Source organism: Nocardia carnea, from assembly GCF_029869215.1.
GTDB lineage: Bacteria > Actinomycetota > Actinomycetes > Mycobacteriales > Mycobacteriaceae > Nocardia > Nocardia carnea_B.
The window spans coordinates 23,085-37,753 of record NZ_JARWPM010000203.1 but is presented as its reverse complement, the minus strand read 5'-3'; the positions used below and the strand labels follow the sequence as shown (position 1 = coordinate 37,753).

The window sequence follows — 14,669 nt, the reverse complement described above, 5'->3', positions numbered from 1 at the left end:
CACCACCGACCCTTGACTCCGGTCAGGTGACCAGTTGCAATGGGGATGTGAGCTTCGACACGATCATCACAGGCGGCCGCTGGTTCGACGGGACCGGGGCGCCCTCGGCCATCCGGCATCTGGGGCTGCGCGGCGACCGGGTCGTCACCGTTTCGGCGACGCCGCTCGACGAGACCGGCTGCCCGGATGTGGTCGACGCCCGGGGCAAATGGGTGCTGCCGGGGATGATCGATATCCATACCCATTACGACATCGAGGTGCTGAAAACACCGTCGCTGTCGGAATCGGTGCGGCACGGAATCACCACCGTCCTGCTCGGGTCGTGTTCGCTGTCCACGGTTCATATCGACCCCACCGGCGCGGGCGATATCTTCGGCCGGGTGGAGGCCATTCCCCGCGGCCACGTCATCGACACCCTCGACGACACCAAGACCTGGAATTCGGCACACGAGTACATCACAGCGCTCGAACAGCTCCCGCTGGGCCCGAATATCGCAGCGCTGCTGGGACATTCCGATATCCGGGCCGCGCTGATGGGCCTGGACCGGGCCACCCGCAAGGATGTGCGGCCCACCCGGGCCGAACTGGCGGGGATGGAAACGGCCCTCCGCGAGGCGCTCGATGCCGGATTCGTCGGTATGTCGGCGCAGCAACTGCTGTTCGACAAGGTCGACGGCGAAACCTGCCGGTCGCGCACCCTGCCCTCCACCTACGCCAAGGGCCGCGAACGCCGCCGGCTCAACGCGATCCTGCGCCGGCGCGGGCGGATCCTGCAGGGCGGCCCGGATATCACCTCCCCGCGCAGCCTCGGCGCGATGATCTTCAGCAGTCTCGGTATCGGGCGTAAACGGCTGAAAACCACCTTGCTCTCGGCCGCCGATATCAAGGCCAACCCGTTCGCGGTGGTCCTCATCGGATCGCTGGCCCGCCTGGTCAACGCGCTGGGCGGGGATTTCCGCTGGCAGCATCTGCCGGTGCCGTTCGAGGTGTACGCCGACGGTATCGACCTGGTGATCTTCGAGGAGTTCGGATCCGGCGCGGCCGCGCTGCACCTGGCCGACCGGGTGGAACGCGACGCGCTGCTCGCCGACGAGGGGTACCGCCGCCGGTTCCGCAAGGACTACGACGCGAAATTCGGGCTGCGCGTCTGGCATCGCGATTTCTTCGACGCCGAGATCGTCGACTGCCCGGACGCGGCGGTGATCGGGAAAACCTTCGGTCAGGTGGGGGTCGATCGAGGCGGGGTCCACCCGGTGGATGCCTTCCTCGATCTGGTCCTCGAGCACGGCACGAAACTGCGCTGGCGCACCACGATCTCCAACCACCGGCCGGAGATCCTGGATCGCTTCGCGGCCCATCCCGGTATCCAGCTGGGGTTCTCCGACGCGGGTGCGCATCTGCGGAATATGGCCTTCTACAATTTCGGGCTCCGCTTCCTGCGCCGCATGTACCACGCCGAACAGGCCGGTACGCCGGTGATCCCGCTGGAGCGGGCGGTGCACCGGCTCACCGGTGAACTCGCCGAGTGGTACGGCATCGACGCCGGGCATCTACGCGAGGGCGACCGCGCCGATCTGGTGATCGTGGACCCGGCCGGTCTGGACGAATCCCTCGACGCCTACGCCGAGAGCCCGGTCGCCCAATACGGGAACCTGCCGCGGATGGTCAACCGCAACGATGCGGCGGTTACCGCTGTATACATCGGAGGCCGCTTCGTCTTCGGCGACGGGATCGCCGATCCCGTCCTCGGCACCGAACGCACCGGCCGGTTCCTGCGGGCGCAGCACTGAGCATCCGCAGCCGGGCCCGAACGCGGCCGAAGTTATCAGCCGCAGGTCAGGGCGCCGTACCACCCTCCGGACAGCCGGTCGTGGCGGCGGACCGCGCGGACAAGGGGTAGCGGATCCGGGCCGGCAGCACAGCGTCGAGCAGGTCGGCCGCCCGCACCAGCCGATCGAACCGGCGGGCGCGTTCGGCCGACCACTCGATACCCAGCCGCGGACGCAGTACCGGCGGCAGGTATCCCGCGGTACTCAGCCGCAGGAGCGCGGCCACCGGATAGGCCGGGATATTCCACACCCACTGCGGCAGGCGCAGTTCCGGCGGGGTCGGCATGGGGTGGCGGTCGAGTTCGATGAGCAGATCGGTGGTGCTGTTACGTTCCAGCACCGAGGTGACGGTGTTGTCGAAATAGGTCCGGAAGGCGGCGCGGTCACGCGGGATCACCCGCTCGGGGATGCGCAGCACCCGCGCTTGATCGGTCCATTCCGTGTACAGAGCAGCCTCGGTCGCGTCGTCGAACTCCTGGCCGTGTACCCGGCGCACGACCGTGCTCGCCCAGTACCCGGTCGCGGCGACCCACAGATAGGCGTTGGCGTCGAGGGCGTGATATTTCCGCCCGAGGGCATCGACGCCCCGGATATCACGATGCACCCGGCGCAGCCGTTGCCCCTCGTCGATCGCGGCCTCCGGTCCGGCGAGCCCGCTGAACCGGCGGGCCGAGGCGGCGGTGGAGCGGATCCGGGCCCAGCGGTCGGCGAGGAACTCCGAATGGTCGGCGACACCTGCGCCGACAACCGGGTGGGCGACCTGCAGCAGTAGCACCGCGCGGCTCGTCAGCGCGGTTTTCCAGCTCATCCCCCGGCGGCGGCTCAGCGAATCCGGGCCCCACGGGCGCAGCCCGGCGCCGGCCCGCCCGTCCTCGATCTCTGTCATGGCTGCTCCCGCGCGTGTCAGCGCCGGTCCTCGGGCACCGCGAAGGATTCCAGCCCGAAACCACGGAAGGCGCGGATCATCTTCTCGTACTGGAACCGGTTGTAGGCCAACGGCTGCAGCAGCAGGCGGTCGGGCAGATTACGCCAAGCCCACTGCAATAACCGGACATAGAGCGCGAATTCCTGATCGTGGCGCGGTTTCAGCTCGAACCCGGTCAGCTCCTGCACCCGCGGATGCATCGCCTTGGATGAGCACACCTGGATGACATGGCCCGCGACCGGCCGCACCACCAGCCACATCGGGGTCAGCGCGCGCCGCGCCAACGGCGGCAGGCCGAGAGTGGGCAGCGGTAGTTTCGTGAGCGCGGCGAACTTCTCCACGAGGAACGGATTGGACTGCAGTTCCTCGGTGGCCATGGTGTCGTAGTACCGGCGCGCCTCGGCGAGATCCGCCGGGAGTTTGCCTGCCGCGCTGGGTAGTTCGAGATCGGCGAACGCCTCGCGCAGCATCTGGTACGCGGCTTCCTCCTCCTCCGGCCGCAATTCCGTACCCGTGCAGTAGGTGAAGGTGTTGAGGACGACGAAAATACCGCTCACCGCGATCCACTTCCAGGTGACCGGGTTCAGCGCACTGTATTTCACCTCCCCGAAGTCCGCGGTGCCCGCGCCGCGCACATCGCGATGCCGCAGTTTGAGCCATTCGGCCTCGGCGCGGCGGTCGTCGGAATCACCCCACAGGGCGATCATCGCCGACGCGCCGCTGCGGACCCCGCGGTCGGCGAAGTTGGCCTCGAACCGGCCGGTGCGGTCCACCGCCGCCGCCACCGGCACCAGGGCCACCTGGTCGAACGCCGCACCGGCGAAGACACCGGCCAGGACGCTACCGGAGTGTTTACGGAATTCACGCAGGACTTCCGGCCGGATCCGGGGATCGGCGGACTGATCGGCGGTGCGCACCGTTGCGTTGTTCGCCATCTCGTCACCTCGGCTGAACGTAGAAATGATAGTTTGAACACCTCCAGACTATCACCGCGCGGGGTCCGAACACCACGGTGGAAATTGCCGGACCCCGCGATTCCCCGGCGACTCTTCCGCCGGGCGACGAGCCGGTAGGCTGGTGCGAATGGATACCGCCGCTGCACCGTGGACCGAACTGCAGCAGTTGGACACCAGATCACGCGGCATCGTCGACGCCGCCCGGGAATGTTTCGCCGCACACGGTTTCGAAGACACCACCATGGTCCGGATCGCCGAAGTGGCCGGTGTCGGGGTGGCGACGGTATACCGCCGCTTCGGCACCAAATCGGCGATCCTGCGGTACGCGCTGATGGCGGAATCGCAGCGGGTCTCGGCGATCGTCGCCGACGCCATGCAGCGCTCCGCAGGGCCGGTAGGAGCATTGGCGGATATGTTCGCCGCGTTCGTGAGCGAAGCCACCGCGCCGCGCCTGCTCACCCGCAGCCTCCGCTCCACCGGCGCGGCCGGGCAGCTCACCGATTTCCTCACCGGTGACGATGCCGTCGCACAGGGCCGCGAGCTGGTGGCGCGGTTCCTCACCTACTGGCAGCAGCGCGGCGAACTCGGCAGTTTCGACCCGGAGGTGGTGGCCGAACTGTTCGTCCGGCTCACCATCTCCTTCATCGCCAACCCGCGTGGCGTCCTACCGCTCGGCGATGCCGAAGCCGCCCGCGAATTCGCCCGGCGCTACCTCGCCCCGCTGATGTTCCCGCACCCCGGCGGCGGGTAGCTCGACCCGGGTCACCCGGGTATCACGGAGATCGGGTCGCGCGGGGTCTCCTGCCGCGGTCGCACGGTGTAGGCGGCCGATTTCAGCTCGCGATCCTTCATCTTCTGGATCTGCTGATGGTGTTTGCGCGCGTGGTAGGCGATCGGGAAATAGGTGAGCCGGTCCGGCAGTACGCGGTAGGCGATCCGGATCACGGTGTAGATCCGTTCCAGCGTGCGCTGTTCGGCCGCACTCCAGTCCACCCCGATCAGGTCGCGCAGCCGGGGATCGAGCAGGCCCACGATCGACAGGTAGTTGAACCGGATGAGCGGGGCGGCCAGCAGCCGCGCTATCCGGCCGGCCGGGAAGCCCATGGCCCGGAACTGTTCCAGATCGCCGGTGCGCAACTGCCGGTACTGTTCGCGTACCTCGTCGTCGGCGGTCAGTACCTCGGTGACCATATGCTCGTAGTAGGCGTCGAATTCGGCGCGGGTGCGGGGGTACCCCTTCATCGGCACCTGCAGAATACGGGCCAGGCGGATATTGTCGCGCAGCAGTTCGTCGAGTTCGGTGTCGGTGAACTCCCGGCCCATCAGCAGCGGCCCGGCTTTCGCGGTGGTCACGTAGGCGGTGGCGATCACCCACTGGTACGCGCCCGGATGCAGGGCGCTGATGTGCTTGCCCTCGGCGCTTTTCATCTTCAGCGGGGCATGCAGCGACCGGAGCCGGCGACCGTCCTGGATCGCTTCGATTCCGCCGTAGGTCCAGCGCAGCACCGAATCCACCGAGCGGATCGCCCGGCCCGCCGGATCGGTTTTCGCGATGGAGTACTTATCGGTGACCTCCCGGATCACCGGGTGCAGGCCCTGCATGGCGAAGGCGGCACCTTCCATCATCAAATAGGTCCAGTGCCCGACCATTTCGGCGGTCAGCGAATCGAGCGGAACCAGCTCGAGCGGCTCCTCACCGGACGGCGGGGCGGTGGCGCGGGGATGTGCCGGTGCGTCGGGGGCAGTGGTCATGGTTTCTCTCCTCTGGTGAGCTTTCTCAGCGCCGCGGTAACCGGCGCTCGGTCCTGCGGTTTCCGGTAGCCGCTGTGTGCGGTACCTGCGGCCGGCCGGTCACCGCGGTGGTCCGGGGGACGGGCCGGCGGCGGGCGCCTCGGTGACGTCTCCGGGTGCGGGGACACCGGCCGGGGCGAGTCCGGAGCCGCCGACATCGGTGATCGTCCAGTCGGCGGCGCTGTTGAGGGTGAGGGTGTAGGCGGCGGTCGCGGTGACACCGGTGGGGGTCTGCCTGCTGGTCGAGCGCATTTCCACGAACGCGGCGACCGTGTAGTTGTCGCCGTCGCGTGCGGTGACCTTCGCGGCGAGCAGGGTTCCGGTGGCGCGGTACTCCAGCTGCGCCAGCCACGGCCCGACCACATCTACGGCAGCGGACAGTTTGGGGGCGAGTTCGGCGCCGACACCGGATTGCAGAGCACGGCGCCACCCGTCGAGGTCGGTGTACTCCACGCGCGATACGCGCAACGCGTAATCGCCCGCGACCTCCTCGGCCCGCCGGTCCCCGGCGAGATCGGCGCGCAGATCGGCGAGGTCGTTCGCGCCGGAACGCCACAGCGCAGCGGACACCACAGCAGCCACCACCGCCAGAACGGCCACCAGCGCGGGAACCGTCGGGCGCCGCCAACGGGGCACCCGCAGCACGACTGTGCGCGGGCGGCCCGGATCGCCCGGTTCTTCGGCTCGACCTCCGGAATGCTCTCCGGGCCGGCCGGAGTCGGCCGGCGTCACGGCCTCTGTCGCCCCGGAAGTCTCGGCGCCCCCGGCCGCCGCCCGCTCCGGGCCGGCGCCGGTCGCTGTGCCGATTTCGGCGGTGTGGGGCGAATCGCTCTCCGTGGTGGCGGATGCTGTCGGCGGGAGCGACTGCCTGCCACCGGAACGCGCGCCGGTCGCGGCACCGGCGGCCGCGGCCGAAGCCGTACCCGGGCCGGAGCCGGCCGTTCCGCCCGGCTCGGTGGCTGTGCCGTTGTGTGCGGGTGGCGCCGTGGGGTCGGTCATGGGCTATTTCTCTCCCGGTCGGCCGGAGTGCGGGGCGGGTGGGGTCAGTGCGATGCGGAGCCGGTCGCCCGGCAGGGTGCCGAGGCCGTACTCGAGCAAGGTCGCGGTATCGACCTCGCCGAGCAGCGGGCCCACCGCGGCCGAGACCGGGCGCAATGCGACACCGAGGGCACCGAGTTCCGGGGCGAGCCGGCGCAGGAAGTCGACCAGACGGTCCTCCTCCTCGCGCCAGGACCCCATGACCTCCCTGCCACGCAGCAGGGCCGAACCCTCGAACAGGTACTCGTAGGACACGCCCAGGGTGTCGCCGAAGGCGTCGAGTTGCGGCGGGGCGGACAGCAGGGTCGGGCCGACCCAGTCCACATGGGGCATGATGCGGTGCAGGTTCACCAGTGTTTCGGCGATTTCGGGCCGGTAGCGCAGCAGTGTCGCGGCGAGCAGGTCGGCCGCGCGGCCCAGCGCCGGGGACAGCTCGCCGGCATCGGCGACGGTTTCGGCGTAACCGTGGACCAGCCGGGCCAGCACCGCGGGATCGGCCTGCTCGAACAGGGCGGCGCCGGCCTGCAGCAACTCGGAGACCGAAAGCGGGAATTCGACCTCGGCGTGGGCGAGAAAGGCGCCGTCGTCGAACGCTTCGCCGGTTCCGGTGGGCAGGAAGGCGAAAACGGGTTCGCCGAGGGCCGACAGGTTCTCCACCTTCATGACACTGTCCCGGGGGATGCGGTATTCGCCGGCGTAGGAGAGCGCGATCCGGACCCCACCCGGGACCGCCTCGACGCGGTCGATCCGGCCGATATCCACCCCGCGGTACACGACCTCCGACCCGGCGCGCAGGCCACCCGTCTCGCTCGTTTCGAGTACCAGCGTCCGCCGCTCCTGTAGCGGGTCGATACGCAGCACCCCGCCGATGAGGTAGCCGGCGCCGAGGACCAGCACCACGGCCAGGATCACGCCGGACAGCCAGGCGGGGATGCGGGTCATCGGAGCGCTCCGATCATGCCCAGCACCACCGTCGCGTCCGCGGCCGGTCCGGCGCTGCCGCCGACGAGTGAGACGGTGCGCAGATTCAGGTGCGGATCGCGCAGGAACGGCACGAGTTCGGTGCGGCCCAGCTCCACCGCGCGGCCGGCGTTGCCGCGGAGTTCACCCGGATCCGGCGACGGTTCCCGGAGTAGCACCGCGAGCTGTTCCAGCTGGGTGTTGAGGTGCGGTAGGCGGGGGATCAGCCAATCCAGGCCGGTGGTGAGGGTTTCCACATCGATGACGACATTCAGTACCGCGGTCATGAATTCCGGGACCCGGTCCAGCCGGCGGCGCGCGGTTTCGGAGAAGACGAACCCCACCTCGGCGCGCATCCGGGCCAGTTCGTCCGACATCTGCCGGGTGGCGTGCAGAATGCGGTCGATATCGGCGGTGGTCGCGGCGGCCCCGGCCAGATCGGTGCCGAGTCCGGCGGCCAGCTGCCGGGTTTCGGCCGGCGGCGGTAGTTGCGTGTCGAGCCGGGCGAGGGCGTCCTGCAGCCGGGTGACGCTGCCGCCGTGGACGAAGGTGGCGATCTGGGCGAGCATCTCCTCGGGCTGCGGCCCGGTCTCGGTATCGGACCGCGGGATCGTATCGCCGTCCCGCAGGAGCGCGCTGCCGGGCGCGGGCCCGGCCGGTGGTATCAACGCGATATGGATATCGCCCAGCACCGTGGTCCGGCGGAGTTCGGCGCGGGTGCCGACCGGAAGCCGCGCCGATTCCCGGACCTCGATCCGCGCCAGCGCCGCGTCGTCGCGCAGGTCGACCCCGGTCAGGGTGCCCACCCGCGCTCCGCCGCTGCGGACCGCGGCGCCCGCGGGCAGACTGAGCACGGAATCGAAGGCCAGAGTCAGCCGGTAGGTGGCGCCGCGGGTACCGGTGCCGGGTAAGGCGTGATCGCTGGGGTCGAAACCGCATCCGGTCACCAGGCCGAGCAGTACGGCGAGAACGGCGAAGGTCCGGGATGTCCGCGCGTCGATCATCATCGTGGGCCTCCCACCGCGGTGAGCACGAGCAGGGGTAGCGGCAGGCGCGCGGTGTGGTCGGCCACCGCGGTGCACTCGGCGGCAGCGAACCGGTGTATCTCGGCACACAAGGCCACCGGGTCCGGCGCCGGGATCTCCGCCGCCGGCGGCCGGTAGCCGATTTCCACCGCGCCGGTATTGTTTTCGACCATCGACCGCAGCATGGTCACCACGGCGGGTACCGTCGCGAGTAGTTCCCGGGAGTCCTGCGCGCGGGTCCGGGCCAGGGTGACCAGCGGAATCGACGATTCCAGAATTTCCATCAGATACGGAAAGTGCTGGTTGAACAGCCGGTCCATCGGTCCCAGCGCCGCCGCGAGTTTCCCCACCAGGACCTTGACGATGACCAGTGTCTGTTCCAGCAGTTCGAGTCCGGGCCCGAAGGTGGTGAGCGCGGTGGTGATCTCGCCCCATTCGGCACTGACGAACCGGCTCAGTTCGGCGCTGTTGCCGATGAGTTCGCCGAGTTGTGCGGTGAAGGTGTCCGGCGCGGCCAGCAGGTCCGCCAGCGACCGCAGCTGCGCGCGGACCTCGGGCGCGAGCCCGGACAGTTCGCGGTCGGCGCCGGTGAGCAGCGACCCCAGCGGCAGTGTGCCGTCGGCGGCGGGGCGGGTGAGCCGATCGATGAGTTCACCGAACGAGCGCAGTGATTCGGCGACACCGACCGGGGTCGCGGTCCGGTCGGCGGCGATACACGCCTCCGGCGGGAGCCGGGGACCGTCCGGTGTGACCCCGACCAGTTCCACCCGCCGGTCGGTGAGCAGCGAGGCGTCCACGATCGCCGCCCGCACCTGCGCGGGCAGCGATCGGTCCACCGTCATCCGGACCAGCACATCCGCGGGGCGGGGTTCGATCGACCGCACCGCGCCGACTTCGATACCGCGGATGGTCACCGGCGCGTCGGTGTACAGGCCGAAGGTGGTGTCGAACAGCGCACAGACCGTTGTCGCGGGACGCCCGGCGCCGGCCACGACGGGCGCGACCACCGCGGCGGCGGCCACCGCGACCGCGACACCGGCTGCCGCCCACCACGTACGTCCGGCGAATCCGCGCATCTCAGCACCCCGCTCCCGGGACCGGAATACACACCGGCGGCGGCATGACCGTGAGCCCGCTCTGATCGACCAGCGCCCGGCCCTCCGGGCCGGCGAGCCCGGACAGTCTCGTCAGGGTGGTGGCGGCGGCCGCGATCATCGCCTCGATATCGGCGAGCAGCTGCCGGCTGGTGTCGCGGGTCTGCTCCAGCGGCGGTAGCAGCGGCTCCACACGTTCGGCGTAGGGACCGCTGAGGAAATCGAACAGCAGCCCCACCACGGCGGTGACCTTGTCCGAGAAGATCTCGACCTTGCCGCGCGCCGCGACGATCTGCGGGCCCAGGATGGCGTAGGCCCGGATCACCTCGGTGGCCAGCTGCTGGTTGTCCCGGACGGCGGCCAGATACTCGTTCGACAGCACCAGCAGGTCCTCGATCTGCTGTTTCTGCTGTGCCATCGCATCGACCACCGACCCCAGGCCGGCGACGGTCTCGCGTAGGGCGCCGGGGGCGCCGGCCAGGGCCCGGCCCGCTCCGTCGACCGCGGCGCGTAAGGCCTCGGTATCCACCTGCCCGGCGACGGTACCGGCCGCGGGCAGCAGATCGGTGACCAGGAAGGGCAGCCGGACCCGCTCGGGCGGGATGGGTTCGCGCAGCGGGGTGTCCCCGGCGGGCCGCAGCGCCAGGTACACCCCGCCGATCGGGGTGAGCATCCGGACATCGACCGCGGTATCGGCACCGATCCGGTACCCGTCGCCGACGATGAATTCGATATCCACGGTGTCGCCGCGTAGTTCGACCGACAGCACCCGCCCCACCGGCACGCCCGCGATCCGTACCCCGTCACCGGGCCGGACCCCGCCGGTTTCCGGGGCCAGGGCGTGATAGGTCGCGTTACCGGGCGGGCGTACGTACAACACGCCCAGGGTGGTGCCGGCGATCAGGACGGCCAGCACACCGATCAGGGCCCACACCAATTGCGCTCGCGGACTCGGGTCCTCACCGCCGCCGCGGAAGCGGAGACCAGCGGCCTTGCCGCGTAACAGGTCACGGAGCACTGTCAACCACCTTCCCGGCAGAGGGTCAGCGGCCGGCCCGCCACCAGCACCTCGGCCTGCACCGGCACCGGCAGCGATCCGGCCGCACAGTGCAGCGCCGGATCGGTCGCGGGGATGAGTGCGTTGAGGGATTCGAGCAACCCCGGCAGCACCGACAGCGATCGCACGGCCGCGGTGCTGTCCGGTATGGCCTGCCGGATCCGTTCGGTCAGCCGGTCGGAGCTGTCGGTGGCGCCGAGCAGCAGCCGCGACAGGGTGTCCGCGGTCCGTACCAGTTCGGTCATCTCCACCGACCCCTTGTCCATGAGACTCAGGAATTCGGCCATCCTGCTCGCGACCGGTATGAAGATCGAATGGAAAACGCGCAGGATGTTCTCGAGATTCCCCGAGCGGCCGCGTAACTGCCCGGACAGTGTGTGCAGGTTGTGCACGACGGTGGCGACGACGGCGGTGCGGTCCGCGGCGTACCCCGCCAGGGCGGCGATATCACGGAGCAGCGGCGCCGCATCGTCCTGGTCGCCTTCGATCACCGCGACCAGGTTGCGGGCGAGCCGGTTGTACACCTCGGGGTCCGCTTCCCGCAGCAAGGGGCGTAAGCCGTTGAACACCACGGTGATATCGAACGAGTCCACGGTGGCGCGGACCGGCGCGCCGGGGTCGAGGAAGGTCGCGCTGCCGGCACCACGTTCCAGGGCGAGGTACCGCTGGCCGGTGAGGTTCTGCATTTTCACCGCGAGCCGGTCGGTATCCCGTAACCGGTAGCGCTCGAGCAGCGTGAACCGCACCTCGGCGCGGTGTTCGGGGGTGACGGTGATCCCGGTGACCTTGCCGACCTGGACGCCGCGCAACCGCACATCCGCGTTGGCCTGCAGTCCGAACACATCGCCGAAATCGGCTCGGTAGGTGAGGGTTTCACCGCCCACCGGGCGGCGGATGGCCTGTACCACCAGCATCACGATGAGCAGTACCACCGTCAGCAGGAGCACCAACCGCCACGCGGCGGCGCGTGGAGTTCTCATCGCACACCCCCCGGGAGGAGTTGCAGCGGCACCCGGAAGGCGGGCATATCCAGCAGGATCTCGGTATCGAGAACCGTGCGGCCGGCGCGCTGGTGCAGCGCCCCGCCCACACCGTCGAGCAGGCGGCGGATCTGCTCGGGGGTGACCGCACGCATGCTGTGGTTCATCGGGATCACCACATCCAGCAGCATGTCCACGAACCGGGACGTCGGGCCCAGCGCGCCGACGATTTCGCCGGCGAAGGCGAAGACCAGATTCGATACTTCGGAAATGGTGTCGGAGGCCTGCCGCGTGCGGGCGGTGTCGTCGAGTTCGTCGACCGACGACAGCGCGTGCAGGATGCCCAGGCTCGACGGGCCGAAGGCGGCGAAACCCTCGGTCATCCCGGCCAGTTTCGGGACGAGTTCGGTGACGGGGAGATGTTCGGTCTGCTGCCAGACGCGCAGGACGAGCACGGCGGCGGCGACCATCCCGGTACCGGCATCCACCAGGTCGGCCGAATTCCGCACCGATTCCGCGAGCCGGGCGGTCAGCACCTCGGCGACGACCCGGCCGGAATCGCGCATGATCCCGGTCACCGTGTAGTTGCCGGCCCGGTCCGCGATATCGAGCACATCCCCCGCGGCGAGCGGCCGGCCGCCCGCGGCGGGTACGAATTCCAATGCGGTGGAACCGAACACATTCGCCGAGACGAACCTGGCCCGCGTCGTGGTCGACAGTTCGGCCAGCCGCGGGGCGTCGATACGCACCGTGAGCCGGCGCCCCCGCGGGCCGGTGCCGATCTCGGTGATCTCGCCGATCCGCATCCCCCGCAACCGCACCGGCGTCCCCGGCTCCACCCCGTCCCCGACGGCCGTGGTCAGCACGGTGAATCCGACCTGATCGCGCGGTTCGGGGCGGAACTGGACCCAGGCGGTGACCAGCACGGCGACGATCAGCAGCGCGGCCAGCCCGCGCAGCCGTAAGCCGGCCCGGTCCGGCCCACGAGGTGAGAGTGAGATGGCGGCAGCGGTCATCGGTTCACCCCGTGAATCGGATTTCCGACGAGAACCCCCACATGGCGATGGTCATGACCATATCCCCGAGGGCGATGAGCACCAGGCCGGCGCGGATCGCGCGGCCCGAGGCCACGCCCACACCTTCCGGTCCCCCGGTGGCGTAGAACCCGAAATAGGCGTGGACGCAGGTCACCAGGACCACGAACACCACCACCTTGACCAGCGAGAAAACCAGATCCATTGGGGTGACGAACATCTGGAAGTAATGGCCGTAGGCGCCCGACCCCGCCCCGTGCACCAGCGTGACCGTGAGATCGGTGGTGAGAAAGCCGAGCGCCAGGCCGATCAGATAGGTCGGGATCACGGTGACCACCGCGGCCACCAGGCGGGTCGAGACGACATACGGGATGGGGTCGATGGCGTGCGCCTCGAGTGCGTCGATCTCCTCGGAGATCCGCATGGCGCCGATTTCGGCGGTCATCCGGCAGCCGGCCTGCGCGGCGAACCCGACCGCCGCCACCAGCGGCGCCAGTTCCCGCGGGTTGGCCAACGCCGACATGGCACCCGCCAGCGGGCCCACACCGAGCGTGTCCAGCGCGCCGAAGCCGACGATCCCGATCATCGCGCCGGCCACCACACCCATGATCACCAGTACCGGCGCCACCCCGCCGCCGACGATCACCGAACGCCCGCTGCCCCAGGCGAGATCGGTGAAGATCAGCACCATCCGGCCGCGGTAACGGTGTACCGCGTGACCGAGGCCGCGGCATACCAGGTATCCGAAATGCAGTTGGTGCCCCAGCGATTCCAGTGGCGTCCACGCGCGGCCGAGCGGCCGGGTCCAGCGGAGTCCGGGCGGGCGGTACGGGGTCGGGGTGGCGATCCGGCCGGCATCCATCACAACAACCTCATCGGCACGAACAGCAGCACGATCTGGGTCAGCACCAGATTCACCACCAGGCAGGCCAGGATCCCGAGCACAACGGCGGCGTTCACTCCGTCGGCCACACCTTTCGGGCCGCCGGAGACCTCCAGGCCGCGCTGGCAGGCGATGACCGCGACCAGATACCCGAATATCGCGGCCTTCACCAGGCAGATCACCAGATCGAGCACGGAGGCGAAACTGCCGAACGACAGCCAATACGAGCCGGGTGCGACACCCTGGGCGAGCGCGGCCACCAGGAAACTCGCCACGATACTCATCAGGATCACGACGACCGCCAGCATGGGGGCGACCACCGTCATCGCCAGCACCCGCGGCGCGACCAGCCGTCGCTGCGGATCGATCCCCATGGTGCGCAACGCATCGATCTCCTCGCGGATCGTGCGCGAGCCCAGGTCGGAGGCGATGGCCGAGGCACCCGCGCCACCGACCAGCAGCGCCGCCGCCAGGGGTGCGATCTGCTGCATCACCCCCATCCCGCCGACCGCGCCGGCCATCGAGGCGGCGCCCACGTTCTCGGTGATACTGCCCACCTGGACCGCGATCACCACCCCCATCGGCAGCGATATCAGGATCGCGGGCAGTAGCGAGACCGAGACGAAGAACCAGGCCTGCACCAGGGTTTCGCGGAGCGGGAACCGTAGTCGCGCACTGTCGGAGACAATGAGTGCACCGGCTCGTACCCCCAGCCGGACCACCCGGCCGAGTGTGCGGGTGCTGTCACCGATCCGCTCCAGCCCCGCCGATACCGGCCCCCCGGCCGGGGGTACGCGGACCTGGGCCATCACATCTCCTAGCGCAGTCGTTCGTCCGCCCTCATCGAGGGCGAACGATCGGCGGCCTACCGGAACCATTGATAGTGATTTCTGTCTCAGACTATCAATCACCGCGGATCTGGGCGGTCGAATCGAGTGTTTCCGGTCGATTCGAAAGTCCAGACGACGCACCACTTCCGTATCTGCGCTGTACCGTGATCACTCCGGACATCCGGACCCGTGCCGCCCGCGATACCGGCGAGCACCCGCCGGACGGCGTCGAGTTCCGGCCCGCACGAGAGGTGATGGCCGGCGCGG

At 69.5% G+C, this 14,669-nt stretch carries 14 protein-coding genes; 2 read left to right on the top strand and 12 right to left on the bottom strand.

The window, feature by feature from the left end:
• Nucleotides 1-47: 47 nt before the first annotated feature.
• Nucleotides 48-1,790, top strand: coding sequence for an N-acyl-D-amino-acid deacylase family protein (locus QH276_RS14100; RefSeq protein WP_280400277.1), 1,743 nt, complete (start codon nucleotides 48-50; stop codon nucleotides 1,788-1,790).
• Nucleotides 1,791-1,836: 46 nt separating this feature from the next.
• Here the strand turns inward: QH276_RS14100 and QH276_RS14095 are convergent, their stop codons facing one another.
• Together QH276_RS14095 and QH276_RS14090 are read right to left on the bottom strand one after the other, a co-directional pair.
• On the bottom strand, nucleotides 1,837-2,715 hold the full coding sequence (locus QH276_RS14095) for an oxygenase MpaB family protein (protein WP_280400278.1): 879 nt from the start codon (nucleotides 2,713-2,715) through the stop codon (nucleotides 1,837-1,839).
• A gap of 17 nt (nucleotides 2,716-2,732) precedes the next feature.
• Nucleotides 2,733-3,689 (bottom strand): oxygenase MpaB family protein, encoded by a 957-nt coding sequence (locus QH276_RS14090; RefSeq protein ID WP_280400279.1) that lies wholly within the window; start codon nucleotides 3,687-3,689, stop codon nucleotides 2,733-2,735.
• 148 nt (nucleotides 3,690-3,837) lie between these two features.
• On the opposite strand from QH276_RS14090, the gene QH276_RS14085 reads away from it, so the two are divergent.
• The gene (locus QH276_RS14085) at nucleotides 3,838-4,461 is read left to right on the top strand and encodes a TetR/AcrR family transcriptional regulator (protein ID WP_280400280.1); all 624 of its coding nucleotides are present in this window, start codon (nucleotides 3,838-3,840) and stop codon (nucleotides 4,459-4,461) included.
• 11 nt (nucleotides 4,462-4,472) lie between these two features.
• Here QH276_RS14085 and QH276_RS14080 read toward each other — a convergent pair whose 3' ends face one another.
• From QH276_RS14080 to QH276_RS14035, 10 genes are all read right to left on the bottom strand, one after another.
• The gene (locus QH276_RS14080; protein WP_280400281.1) at nucleotides 4,473-5,462 is read right to left on the bottom strand and encodes an oxygenase MpaB family protein; all 990 of its coding nucleotides are present in this window, start codon (nucleotides 5,460-5,462) and stop codon (nucleotides 4,473-4,475) included.
• Between the two features lie 99 nt (nucleotides 5,463-5,561).
• Nucleotides 5,562-6,500, bottom strand: a complete 939-nt coding sequence (locus QH276_RS14075; protein ID WP_280400282.1) for a hypothetical protein — start codon at nucleotides 6,498-6,500, stop codon at nucleotides 5,562-5,564.
• 3 nt (nucleotides 6,501-6,503) lie between these two features.
• Nucleotides 6,504-7,481: an MlaD family protein gene (locus QH276_RS14070; protein WP_280400283.1), complete on the bottom strand. Its 978-nt coding sequence runs from the start codon at nucleotides 7,479-7,481 to the stop codon at nucleotides 6,504-6,506.
• On the bottom strand, nucleotides 7,478-8,506 hold the full coding sequence (locus QH276_RS14065; protein ID WP_280400284.1) for an MlaD family protein: 1,029 nt from the start codon (nucleotides 8,504-8,506) through the stop codon (nucleotides 7,478-7,480). The genes QH276_RS14070 and QH276_RS14065 overlap by 4 nt, the downstream gene beginning before the upstream one ends.
• Nucleotides 8,503-9,600 carry an MlaD family protein gene (locus tag QH276_RS14060; protein ID WP_280400285.1) on the bottom strand — a complete coding sequence of 366 codons (1,098 nt, stop codon included), beginning with the start codon at nucleotides 9,598-9,600 and terminating at the stop codon, nucleotides 8,503-8,505. The genes QH276_RS14065 and QH276_RS14060 overlap by 4 nt, the downstream gene beginning before the upstream one ends.
• 1 nt (nucleotide 9,601) lies before the next feature.
• A complete protein-coding gene (locus QH276_RS14055; protein WP_280400286.1) occupies nucleotides 9,602-10,636 on the bottom strand; it encodes an MlaD family protein in 1,035 nt (344 codons plus the stop codon).
• Between the two features lie 2 nt (nucleotides 10,637-10,638).
• Complete coding sequence (locus QH276_RS14050) at nucleotides 10,639-11,655, bottom strand: MlaD family protein (protein WP_280400287.1); 1,017 nt, start codon at nucleotides 11,653-11,655, stop codon at nucleotides 10,639-10,641.
• Entirely contained in the window at nucleotides 11,652-12,671 is a 1,020-nt protein-coding gene (locus QH276_RS14045; RefSeq protein ID WP_280400288.1) for an MlaD family protein, read from the bottom strand. Before QH276_RS14045 ends, QH276_RS14050 begins: the two co-directional genes overlap by 4 nt.
• Before the next feature lie 4 nt (nucleotides 12,672-12,675).
• Entirely contained in the window at nucleotides 12,676-13,551 is an 876-nt protein-coding gene (locus QH276_RS14040) for an ABC transporter permease (protein WP_280400289.1), read from the bottom strand.
• The gene (locus QH276_RS14035) at nucleotides 13,551-14,381 is read right to left on the bottom strand and encodes an MlaE family ABC transporter permease (protein ID WP_280400290.1); all 831 of its coding nucleotides are present in this window, start codon (nucleotides 14,379-14,381) and stop codon (nucleotides 13,551-13,553) included. Before QH276_RS14035 ends, QH276_RS14040 begins: the two co-directional genes overlap by 1 nt.
• Nucleotides 14,382-14,669 lie beyond the last annotated feature (288 nt).